Raw genomic sequence first — 12,269 nt, 5'->3', positions numbered from 1 at the left:
ACCAAAAGTATTTTCTGCCTCTAATTACTAACTACCTTCCAAAATCGTCCTGCAATCTCACAATATCTTCTTCATCAGAAGGATTTAAATCATCAGTATGTTGCCATATTTCAGCAACCACACCCCATGAATCCAAGCCAATTAATCTATGGCGTTCTCCTTTATCCATTTGTATAAAATCACCAGGAGCAAGTTGTTGAATTTCCCCTTCTTGATCGGTTGGACTGGTTTTTACACCCACTATTCCTGCAACAATTTTCCAGATTTCAGCTCTTCTAAAGTGGTACTGCCATGACAATCTCTTCTGTGGAGCAACCACTAAAATTTTAGGACTTAATTTATTGGTGATTTTTATGGAATCCATCTCAAGATGTGGAAAATATTTAGCTGCAAAAACCGCTGCCTGTTCCTCATCAATTACAAAAAAACCACCCCAAGGACGAGTTGCATCTTTATTGACAACCGTAAAATTTTGCTTTTTTAATTCGGCTTCAATCTGACTAAAAATATGCTCTTTAGTATTTTTTTTATCTGTATTAATTTCCATTTTTATTCATTAGAAGGTTTCCCGATAGTAGCTAAAATACCACCATCCACATAAATCACCTGACCGTTTACAAAATTACTGGCATCAGATGCCAAGAAAACTGCTGTTCCGGCTAAATCTTCAGGATCCCCCCATCGGCCTGCAGGTGTTCTTCCAATGATAAATTCGTTAAACGGATGGCCGTCCACACGAATTGGAGCTGTTTGCGAAGTAGCAAAATATCCCGGTCCAATTGCATTAACCTGAACATTATATTTCGCCCATTCCGTCGCTAAGTTTCTGGTTAACATTTTCAATCCTCCTTTGGCAGAAGCATAAGCACTAACATTGTCGCGACCTAATTCGCTCATCATCGAACAAATATTAATAATCTTACCTGATTGACGTGCAATCATTCCTTTAGCTACCAATTTTGACATGATAAAAGGCCCCACTAAATCGACATCGATTACTTTACGGAAGTCTTCTACTTTCATATCAATGGCCAAAACACGCATGATAATCCCTGCATTATTAACTAAAATATCAATTTTACCATGATTGGCTTCTATTTCAGCTACTTTCTTTTCAGCGTCTACCTCATCGGTAACATCAAATACATAGCCTGTAGCTTTGAATCCTGCTTTCTTATATTGTTCTATAGCCGCGTCTAAAGGCTCCTGCACATTATTAGTAATAATTAACTCTGCTCCTGCTTTGGCTAAACCCTCTGCCATTGCCATTCCTAATCCATGTATTCCACCAGTAACCATAGCCGTTTTACCTTCAAGGCTAAATAAATTTGTCATCTTTGTTATATTTATTAGTTGTTAGTTTAATATTATTTTGTAGACAGACTTTCTGATAATTCTTCTAATGTTTTCCCTTTAGTTTCCGGCATTTTAAAGAATACCCAAAGTAATTGCCAAACCATCATTAGACAAAAGATAGCGAACACAGTAGTTGAACCAATTTCTTTAAACAAGAATGGTATAAAAGAAGGAATTAGCGCTGCTAAAACCCAATGAACAGAAGTACCAAATGAAGTTCCTGCAGCTCTCAATTTATTTGGGAATAATTCAGAAATGAACACCCAAATTACAGAACCCTGACCTACAGCATGAGAAGCGATAAATAAAAAGAAAAATACCGGGACTGCCATACCCTTCCATTCAAAATAAAAAGCCAGTGTTACTAATCCTAAGGACACAATATAGCCTACCGAACCTAAATACATTAATGTTTTTCTACCATACTTATCAATCAAAGAAATACCAATTAAGGTAAAAATCAAATTAACAATTCCAATTCCGATACTACTGAAAAAGGAAGCTGATTTTTCTAGCCCTGCCAATTCAAAAATACGTGGTGCGTAATATAAAAAGGCGTTTATTCCTGAAAACTGATTGAATAGCGCAATGAAAAATGCTAGCATCAACGGTTTGCGATATTTTTTCATAAAAATAGATTCATCCAATACTTCATGTTGCTTTTCGTGCTCCATGGCTTTTATTTCTTCAGCTACTTCTTCTTCTGTATTCACCAGACGTAAAATCTCAACTGCTTTTTCTTTGTCCTTTTTATATTGATAAATCCATCGTGGACTTTCTGGAATTCCAAAAACTAATATGGTATAAATTAAAGCCGGCGCCGACTGTACTCCTAACATCCAACGCCAAGAATTCTCACCTATATCCTGCAACAAATAATTGGATAAAAAAGCAATCAAAATACCAAATACAATATTAAATTGATAAAGAGCTACCAATTTCCCCCTGTCTTTTGCCGGAGCAATTTCAGAAACATAGGTTGGTGCTGCAATTGTTGATGCACCAATACCTAATCCTCCTAAAAATCTAAAAATTGAAAAGACAATTGAATCATTTGCAAATGCTGTCCCCACTGCTGAAAGGAAAAATAAAACACCTATCAAAATCAAAGTTTTCTTTCTACCTAATGCATTAGTAGGTATGGCACCGAAAATAGCTCCAATTACAGTTCCCCATAAAGCAGAAGACATTACTACCAGACCATGATATAAATCGGATGAATTCCATAATTGCTGTAGTTGCTTATCAGCACCTGAAATCACTACGGTATCAAAACCGAATAAAAAACCGGCCAAAGCCACAACTATCGACCAGTATATTATTTTTTTATTATTCATTTTATATTTTATTTTTTGATTGGTTATTTATTAATTGAATTTATAAGTTAGCAAAGGTTGTTCTCCTTCCTTCATTTTTTTATATCTCAATAGAGCTTCTACATAATAATAATCAGCGTAAATGATTGAGTAATCAATTTCTGACCCTGCCGGTTTATGCCCCGTAGAATGCAATAACAATGCGGTATTTTTATCTCTGCTTTGATAATGCTCTGATAGTTCTTTTAGCATCGCTTCGGCTTTATCAAAATATTCTTTTGCTAAAACAGCATCCTGCGTATAGGTCGATAATTCTAAAAGAGCCGATGCCACCACAGCTGCAGCTGAAGCATCACGAGGAGCCTTTGGAATCGTTGGATCATCAAAATCCCAATAAGGAATCAAATCTTTTGGTAAACGGTCTAAATATACTCGGGTCACTTTATGTGCAAAATCCAAAAATTTTGTGTCTTTAGTTTCACGATACACCATAGTATAACCATATATTGCCCATGCTTGTCCTCTGGCCCACATGCTACTATCGCTATATCCTTGATGTGTTACCGCTTTTATTTTTTTGCCGGTTTCTTTGTTATAAACTACTACATGATATGATGTATAATCTGGTCTGAATTGATTGTTCATCGTTACGGTCGCATGGCTTACCGCCATATCATATAATTTTTTACTCCCGCCGTTTTTAGAAGCCCAAAACAATAATTCCAAATTTATCATGTTATCCATAATAGTGTTGTGTTGAGGCCAATCCATATTAGGCACTTCCCTTGGCCAGGATAAAATAGTCCCTACTTTTGGATTAAACAAGGTAGCTAAAGTGTCTGCCGTTCTTAACAAAACCTTCTTATATTCAGGATTTTTAGTGATACGATATCCATTACCATAACTATTAAAAACCTGAAAGCCTAGGTCATGATCCAGTGCAGGTGTAACAGATAGCGGTTTTAAATAAGCAGAAAATTTATCTGCAGCTGTTTCCCATTTTTGATCCCCTGTAGTTTCATATAAATACCAAAGTTCACCAGGCCAAAAACCACTGGTCCAATCTGTATAATCTACATAACGCCATTGTTTGCTATCTGGAGCAATATTTCTGGGAATAGAAGAATCATTATTGGGTATTAATTTTAAAGCATCTGAAGATTGTTTTACACAATAAATTAATTGTTGATCAACGTCAAATCCTTTCTCTAAATTTCTAATTTCATATTTACTGCCACATCCTAATAAGAATGAAGAACTAATAAGGACGCCTATTATTTGTTTTTTTATATTCATATATTAGTAAAAATTATTCACATTATTAGGGTATATTTTATTAAATAAACTTTACCCCAATGTTAGCCAGAAAAATAATTTTAACAGATAAATTATGATGCAATCAGTATAAATTATAGTTCTTATACCCTATAAAATCCCGTAAATACAGTCCTTTACCAAGTAGTCCCTTTATTTCCATAAAAAAAGCAGTTAAGTTTTACCTCTTAACTGCTTCTCTTTTTTATATGTCTGAATCCTCTATTTTCTAATCCAAAAACTTCGCTCAACAGGGTCAGCTGATTGTAATTGACCTGCCATTCCGTATTGCCAAGCTACTACTGTTACTTTGATTGGGAAATGGGTTCGAGGTGGAATTTTAGTAAAATGCAGTATATTGTCATCAATATAAGCAGGGCCTTCTTTTACATAATAATTTACTTTTGTCCCTGTACTTGATTTTGCTTTTAATGCTATTTTTTTTATTCCAATTGCAACATCATTTATCGATGCAAAATCAATCTGTTGAGGTGTGTCATCTTGGTTTTTAATTGGAAATCGCAAATGCAACTGCTGTACGGCACTTTTATAAATGGCATCACCATCATTGTGTGCCAAAAGCCAAATATCACTGCTTCGTTTGCTATTATTAAAACCCAGTTTATCAAATCTGATTTGAAATGTGGAATCATTGATTTTTTTGACCGGGCCACAAATTCTATCAATTGAAAGTGGCGTTTTTGCAAAATCAGAAACCGGTTTTAACCTTAAGCTATCTGAAAAAAAAGCTTTTAAAGTAAACGAAATACCGTCTTGTAAAGGCTTAAACTTTAAAGCATAATTAGCATGACTCTTATCTGGCTGAACTATTTCTCCGTCTTGTATTAAACCAATGTATTGCATTTTCTTGCCTCTGGATTTCGCATAAAATTGTTCCGTATTTTTTGCCATATTCTTATCAAATACCCAGGAAGCGGTTCTTCGTTCTCCTTTAAAATGAGCAAATGAAGCGGCTTTTGATTGCGGAATAGAATCCTGCCTCCATTTGTCCATCAACCAGCCTGATCCAGGCTTTACAGGTTTTAGTTTTGGAACTTCGTTATATAAATTTTTAGCAGTAAGCCTTCTTTTAGTCGCTTCGCGAATATAATTGGCCACATATTTCACCATAGCATCCGAATAATCAAAATGACCATGACCGGCATCGGCAAATAGGGTAATTACACTTTGAGGATGTTTTACTATGTAAGAATAAGCAGGTTGTATCCTTTTCTCCCACCATTCGTATTCCCCCATGATGAATAAGGATGGAATTCCGTCAATGTTGTGATTTCCCCAATCGGGATTAGGTTTACCATTACCAGTTAGATTCGTTTGTGGCGCATCTCCATGGATTGAAACTAAAGCTAATGTACGGTTGGGATTGAAAGCAGCAAAATTCCAAGGAAAACTAGCCATAGCCGAATGTCCTATAGGGACAATTGGAGCATAGGCTAATTCCTGATAGCCTGAAACATTAGCCAAATCTTGGAACATATCGGAGATTATCTTGTCCTCTCCTTTCGTCGTATCATACATCCAGCTCACCACCGGGGTGACCCAAACTTCAGCAAAACCCAATTCTGCCATTACTTTTCTGAAATAGGCATGCTCCAGCATTCCTTCTTCGATCATATTGTGTTGACCAAAAACAATTCCTTTTACTTGTTTACAATTTTCGGGAATCCACAAATAAGCCTGTGGATGCTGTTTGGTTTCATCAGAAATTATTCCCTTTACCGGAGTACTCCATTCCCATACCTGAGCATAACTGTTAAGACAAAATAAACTGAAACAAAAAATGAGATAATATATTTTGTTCATCTTGACCATATTTACTTTTTAGAAACTTCAGAAATAATTAAAGCCACACCTCCGGAAGCTTTTAAATTAAAATTCAAAACTTCTCCTCCTTTAATCTTTTGTTCTGAAACAGCTACTTTGGTACGCGTTGCTACGTTGTCATCGTCCTGAAATGATTTCACTACATATTTTTTCCCTTTTACAAGAAAATCTGTTGGAATAGTTATTTTACGAGCCTCAGTATTCGTAATTGCACCTACAAACCATTCATTTCCACTTCTTCTGGCTACACTAATGTATTTTCCTATTTTGCCATTAAGCACTTTAGTTTCATCCCAAACCGCTTTTACTCGATCAAAAAACTCAATCTCCGGCTCTCCTTGATATGCAGAAGGCTGGTCGTACCAATACATAAATTGAATCGGACTATAATACACCGCTGCTAATGCCAATTGGTGGGCGTGCGTATTTTTTATACGTTGGTTGTAATACGCAATCGTATAATCAGCAGGACCTGCTAAGAAACGTGTAAAAGGCAAAATGGTATTATGATCTGCATCTGGCATTTCTTCGTTACCACGAATTCCCTCTTGTGTCATTAAATTAGGATAGGTACGACTAAAACCAGTAGGGCGGTATTCGTCATGTATATCCACCATTAAACCATAATCAGCACATTTTTTAACAGCTTCATGCATCCAGGTTGTCCAACGTTGATTGCCTACCTGAACAAAACCAAATTTAATTCCTTTAATACCCCATTTTTTATACAGAGGCAATATCGTGTCTAATTGTTGAATTAAAGCACGCTGATTGACATAGACCCATAGACCTATTCCTTTTGAAGCCGCATAGGCTGTTAACTCAGGAATATCAAGATTTTTGGTTTCAGAAACTTTGGTTGCATCCGAACTCATTTTCATTTCGGGACCGTACCAACCTGCGTCCAAATGCACGTATTGCAAACCTCTTTCGGCAGAAAAATCGATACATTTTTTAACCTCTTCTTGCTTTAATCCTGAACGAATTGCTTTACCGGGTTTAATCCAGGAAACGTCTTTAATTTGATTTTCTGGATTTAAGTTTAAAATAATCGTGTTATTTTTTATTAGGTCAATATCATTTTCTCCTGCTATAATCACACGCCAAGGGGTACTATAGGCAGGAATTACATCTACACTGCTGTATAATGAAGCCTGTAAGGTATTTGGTTTTGTTGCATTTAAACTAAATTTCATTCGCGCATAATCGGTCATTTGGGCCTCGGCAATGGCTACTGACAAACCATTTGTAAGTTTCATAGTCAAAGGGCGTTCACTTTGCCCTTTCCAATCTTTTAGAGGGAGTAATGAAAATGGTCCCTGTGCCCATGGCTCATAATAAGCCAAAGTGCCTTCAGGCATGGTAAACTGGGTTTGTTCCCCAACAATATGCAAAAATAAACCATTCGTTGGCTCCGGAAAATGATAACGAACCGCTACACCTTCATCATAAGCACGTACAACAACGTTCATGAAATAGCTTTTGTTCTTATCGTAACCATCAGTTAATTTTTGTTTATCCAAATCTCCCTTTCGAAAAGCGACGGTCATTTCATTATAATTATTGCTTATTGTCGAATTTTCACCATAAACTGGGGTCCAGTTTTCATTTACCTCATTACGTTGAATCCCTGTGAAATTTAAATTATCACCCCATACTTTGCAGCTATCATTTGGTATTCCAAGAGCAGACTCGAATGTATTATTTTCAATCAATACCCCTAGTTCTGACTCGAGTACTACTTTTTTTCCTTTAAATGCCAGACTGTAATACATTTGTTTTTCGCCTGCATTCCCCTTTTTTTGATAAAAAGTAAAATCATAAGCTCCATCAGGAGACTTTAGGTTTTGTACTGTTTCCTTTATGATCGTTTGTGCATTTATTGTTGCAATGGTACAAAGCATTACTCCAAAAGCATAAATTTCTTTTAATTTCATCATTTATTTTATTCTTATTTATTAATTTCTTTTTATCCACACAACTGTTAAAAAAATGCACCCCTCTTCATCGCAAATCCCCTTAGCATCAGACATATATAAAAAAGTTTTCATCTATAGCATGTCTTTAAAAATCGATTCCAAATCAATACTTTAAAAAACCATCCTATTTATCACTTTACTACCATTTTCCACTACCACTCATTATTTGTGTATCACTATTTTTTAATACTGGTGATACTGATGTAATATCAAGGGTTTTCGCTTCATCACTTGTTATTATCAGCTTATGCTCCAATTCATTTACCAATATTACATTTTCAGTTTCCATTGGTTGAATTATAGAACTCATTTCTGCATGAGCGGGCATTCCAAATCCAAGCATAATAGGTAAGGCCGGAACATTAAAATCTATATCATTTGTATAAAGTCTTACTCTGTGATTTTTACCAGCAATAGTTGCAATTGTATGTACTACTGTTTTAGGAACAGAAGGTATAAGTTCCAATTCGACATCAGCTCCTATAGTATTTTCGCGCAGATACAATAGTGGTCCATATTGTATATCAGCTCTACAATTCCTTACAAGCACATTTGATCCCAGTAAAAATGCTCTTTCTGCACCAATGGACTGACAACCATAAAGTTCTGTACGATTTACAGCATCGTTAGTACCCCCAATTTCGAAACCTGAACGCGTGTTTTTTGCAATACAATTACGAAGTGTCACTTTACCAACCCCTCCATAGGTACGAAAACCATCCTCACTCAATGATTTTGTATATCCAGGACTTATCAAATAATATCCATCACGGTTTTCATATACGCTGCGGTAATTTAACTTTTCTGCAAGCCCCCCTTTTTCAGCTAAAATATCATCTGTGGTTCGCATTGCCCCCTCCGCATAACAATCCTCCAAAACAATATCTCTTGTATCATGACCTTGGATTTGAATGTAAAAACAATGCCCAAATGCTCGGCTAAATACTTTACATCGCCTTAAAATATTGTTTTGACCGGCAACCATTATACCGCTTTGTTTTTGAAGTGTAGTCAGCACTGCCCTCCTTTTCCAAACAAATCACCATAACCGTAGGAAGAACCACTCACATACAACATAAAATCTTCAAGTAAGGTATCGTTACCAAAAATAGAGAGGATATTACCGTTACTACCAATGTCAGGAGATCCGGTATTTTTGATAGTTAAGCCTTTTAGCTTATTACCATTTCCGTCTATAAAAAGACAACGTGTATAACCATACGGTAATATTTTGTACAATTTAGTATCAATTTCTATTGTAACTCCTGTAAAGTCAAACGAATTATTGTTTCCACTAAACCTTAAAAACCATCGAGGCGGACGCTTTTGTTCCTCTGTTTGTACAGGGAGCTCTGTTAATAATTTAGCTATCCGCTCACTATTCATAAATTCGGCTAAATCATAGACTCCGGGTTTCATTCGAATTTGTTGTCCATTTTTAGACGCAAGCTGTACCAAAGCTTGGAGAGTTTCGATTTCTTTAATATTACTTTTTGCCTGAGCAATAATAAGACCAGAAAAAAACAACAAAACACATAAAACATCAATTCTTTTTAATTTCATTACTCCAATTTTATTTTGTTATTTTAAACCAGTCAAAATCGGCGTAGCCTCCCATTCTTACATTCGATTGGCTAAGAGCAAAAATTCCTATTTTAGCTGAAATCCATAAATCTTTTTCTGCAATTGCTTCTTTACCAAATTCAAAAAAATCAATTCCGTTTTCACTATAACTAAAACGACAGCTTGCGTTTGGAGCTGTGATTTTCATACGCAGTTGCACTTCGCTTGAAGATAAAGGCTTTTCTTCTATCAGTTGTTCCGCAGTTCCTTCATTAGCATTTACGCAACTAATTTGTTGCACCCAATATTTTCCATCATGATAAGCAATCGCAGCATAAGCATAGGATTTTCCCATTAATAACATGCCTGCTTTTTTTCCAGACGTTTCCCATTCGGTAGTCAATTTCACTTTGGTTGTTGCCGTAAAATTAGGAGCCGGTAATTTTTGTAATAATAGATTAGGTACATTCCAAAGATTGGGTTCTTCTTTCTGACTTATGGCAAATAACCGTAGATAATCAGAACCCGGAATTTGTGCACTCCACTTTACAGATGAATTAGCATACCATTGCCATTGCAAGCCCGGTTTTCCATTCTCAAATTCATCACTTTCAACAGGATGCATAATTGGTAAACTATTGTCGTTTACTGGTTTCACCCCAGAGAGTATCGGTTCTCCAACTCCGTTCCCATCAAAATCTTTTCCAATTAAAGGCCAATTGTCTTTCCATTGCATCGGTTGTAAATGCAACACACGTCCGTAAACACCCTGATCCTGAAAATGGATAAACCAGGAAGCATCATCAGGAGTCGTTACCCAAGCACCCTGATGGGGACCATTTATTATAGTACTTCCTTGTTCTAATACAATTTTATCTTCATAAGGCCCGTAAATATTTTTAGATCGCATCACTACCTGCCAGCCATTTTCTACACCTCCTGCCGGAGCAAAAATATAATAATAGCCGTCTTTTTTATACAATTTAGGCCCTTCCATAGTGTGATGATGGTCGTGTCCATCAAAAACATTTTGACCTTCATCAAGTACTTTTGTTCCTTCAGCATTCATTTTATTTATAGTCAATACACTATTAATTCCGGCACGACTACCTGCCCAGGCGTGAACTAAATAAGTATTTTCACCATCCCAGAGCGGACAGGGATCAATGATTCCTTTTCCTTCCATTACTAAAACTGGTACTGACCATTTACCATAAATGTTTTTGGTTTTAACCATATAGACACCAAAATCAGGATCGCCCCAGTAAATATAAAATTCTCCTTTATGATAACGAATACTAGGTGCCCAAACACCTTTGCTGTGTTGTGGAATATTAAAAACGGCTTCGGGAATTTGTTTTTCCAAAGCATAATTGATAATCTGCCAATTCACCAAATCCTTAGAATGTAAAATAGGCAAACCAGGAACACAGTTAAAACTACTGGCTGTCATATAATAATCCTCCCCTACCCGAATTACATCCGGATCGGAATAATCGGCATACAAAATTGGATTGGTGTACGTACCATCCCCCCTATCAGATTGCCAAACTTGAGAAATATAATTGCCTCCTTTTAGCTGTAATTCAGTTTTTTTTACCGATGTACAGGCACCTAAAGACAAGCCTAATACCAATAGTAATCTATATTTAATTTTAAAAATCATTCTCTTAATTTCTTACGAATTCCTTCCTTACTTTATTACCTTAACTTTTAAAGGACTAGCTATAATTTTTGCTTGTTTATCAAGCATTTCATCCCAGTCCATAACATCTCTAATCTGTTTACTTCCTGTCCAGGCAAAACCAGCATAATAAGTTATTTTATCGTCCGGATTAGTTAGTATTAACAAATTACTTTGATCAGCTGTTTTGGAATCATGAACAAAAGCAGTATCAATTAATTTTGGACTTAAGACAATACCTTCTCCAACAAATGCACTATCTATTGGTTCCCAATGACGAAACCATCCCTTGGGTTTATTGATATTCACTTCCCCTTTTTTATCATGAAGCGTAATACCAACTGTATAATTAGGAATCCTTTTATTTGAACGATAACTAATTTCAAATTTTGAAAAATTAGAATCCAAATCCAGTGAAATTCTTTTCACTTCCTGAATATCATAACTACTCCAAGGAGCATAAGTCAATTCAAAAACGGTTCGCAAAGGTCCTGTGGTTACAGTTTTGTAACTCACATAATTTTTAGATACTTGTAAACTATCTTTTTCCCACAATCCTGTTCCTCCAGTTCCGCGACTTGCCCCTACATGATAGGGATCATATCCTTCACCATGCTCAATATGATAATATCCCGGATTGGCTACATTTTTTTGATACCAACTGTCAATTATAGAATAGTCCACTTTTTTCAACCATAAATCGATCCCACTCGAAAGTGTTCCACCTTCTTTACCTTCTTCAACTAATTGTTGTGCGACAGGACCATAAGCTCTGAATGCCACTTTATTATTTTCCCAGGCGTAATCATCAATACGTTCCGGAACAAAACGGGAGTAGGTTTTCACCTTTGGTTCTTTTACGACTATGGTATCGATTAGAATCACATATTGGGCGGTGGAATGTGCCTTTAAATTAGCTTGAAACAACAATTCATCCCCTTTTCCATCCTTGTTGTAATCAATCCACTGAGTAGTAAGATATTCTTTAGTTCCTTGTTGTTTTAGTCGAATGTTCATTTCTACATTTTTTTCCAGAAGAGACTTTAATTTATTTCGTTGAAGACTAACAATTTCTTTTCTGTTAAAATCCGATGTGTTTTTAACTTCAACATTAATCTCAGCTACTTCATCTTTTTTTGTACATGCAGTTAAAGTTATCAACTGAAAAAAGCTTGCTACAAAAAGTGCTCTTTTGAAATACTTGTATCTCAT

General features: G+C 35.9%; 10 protein-coding genes. All 10 read right to left on the bottom strand.

The window, feature by feature from the left end; genetic code table 11:
• Positions 1 to 31 precede the first annotated feature (31 nt).
• Positions 32 to 547: a cupin domain-containing protein gene (locus AC4FRF_RS05840; protein ID WP_491158552.1), complete on the bottom strand. Its 516-nt coding sequence runs from the start codon at positions 545 to 547 to the stop codon at positions 32 to 34.
• Between the two features lie 2 nt (positions 548 to 549).
• Positions 550 to 1,335 (bottom strand): gluconate 5-dehydrogenase, encoded by a 786-nt coding sequence (locus tag AC4FRF_RS05835; RefSeq protein WP_491158551.1) that lies wholly within the window; start codon positions 1,333 to 1,335, stop codon positions 550 to 552.
• Positions 1,336 to 1,367: 32 nt separating this feature from the next.
• Positions 1,368 to 2,693: a sugar porter family MFS transporter gene (locus AC4FRF_RS05830; protein ID WP_491158550.1), complete on the bottom strand. Its 1,326-nt coding sequence runs from the start codon at positions 2,691 to 2,693 to the stop codon at positions 1,368 to 1,370.
• A gap of 30 nt (positions 2,694 to 2,723) precedes the next feature.
• Positions 2,724 to 3,968: a glycoside hydrolase family 88 protein gene (locus AC4FRF_RS05825; protein ID WP_491158549.1), complete on the bottom strand. Its 1,245-nt coding sequence runs from the start codon at positions 3,966 to 3,968 to the stop codon at positions 2,724 to 2,726.
• Between the two features lie 240 nt (positions 3,969 to 4,208).
• Positions 4,209 to 5,810, bottom strand: a complete 1,602-nt coding sequence (locus AC4FRF_RS05820) for a hypothetical protein (RefSeq protein ID WP_491158548.1) — start codon at positions 5,808 to 5,810, stop codon at positions 4,209 to 4,211.
• Positions 5,811 to 5,821: 11 nt separating this feature from the next.
• Complete coding sequence (locus tag AC4FRF_RS05815; protein WP_491158547.1) at positions 5,822 to 7,771, bottom strand: glycoside hydrolase family 97 protein; 1,950 nt, start codon at positions 7,769 to 7,771, stop codon at positions 5,822 to 5,824.
• A gap of 178 nt (positions 7,772 to 7,949) precedes the next feature.
• Entirely contained in the window at positions 7,950 to 8,795 is an 846-nt protein-coding gene (locus AC4FRF_RS05810) for a hypothetical protein (protein WP_491158546.1), read from the bottom strand.
• Positions 8,796 to 8,821: 26 nt separating this feature from the next.
• Positions 8,822 to 9,373, bottom strand: coding sequence for a hypothetical protein (locus tag AC4FRF_RS05805; RefSeq protein ID WP_491158545.1), 552 nt, complete (start codon positions 9,371 to 9,373; stop codon positions 8,822 to 8,824).
• Positions 9,374 to 9,383: 10 nt separating this feature from the next.
• Positions 9,384 to 11,039, bottom strand: coding sequence for a glycoside hydrolase family 43 protein (locus AC4FRF_RS05800; protein WP_491158543.1), 1,656 nt, complete (start codon positions 11,037 to 11,039; stop codon positions 9,384 to 9,386).
• Between the two features lie 27 nt (positions 11,040 to 11,066).
• Positions 11,067 to 12,269: a BT3233 family polysaccharide utilization protein gene (locus AC4FRF_RS05795; protein ID WP_491158542.1), complete on the bottom strand. Its 1,203-nt coding sequence runs from the start codon at positions 12,267 to 12,269 to the stop codon at positions 11,067 to 11,069.

Source organism: Flavobacterium sp. ST-158 (assembly GCF_058309975.1).
This window is presented reverse-complemented; position numbering and strand designations above follow the sequence as displayed.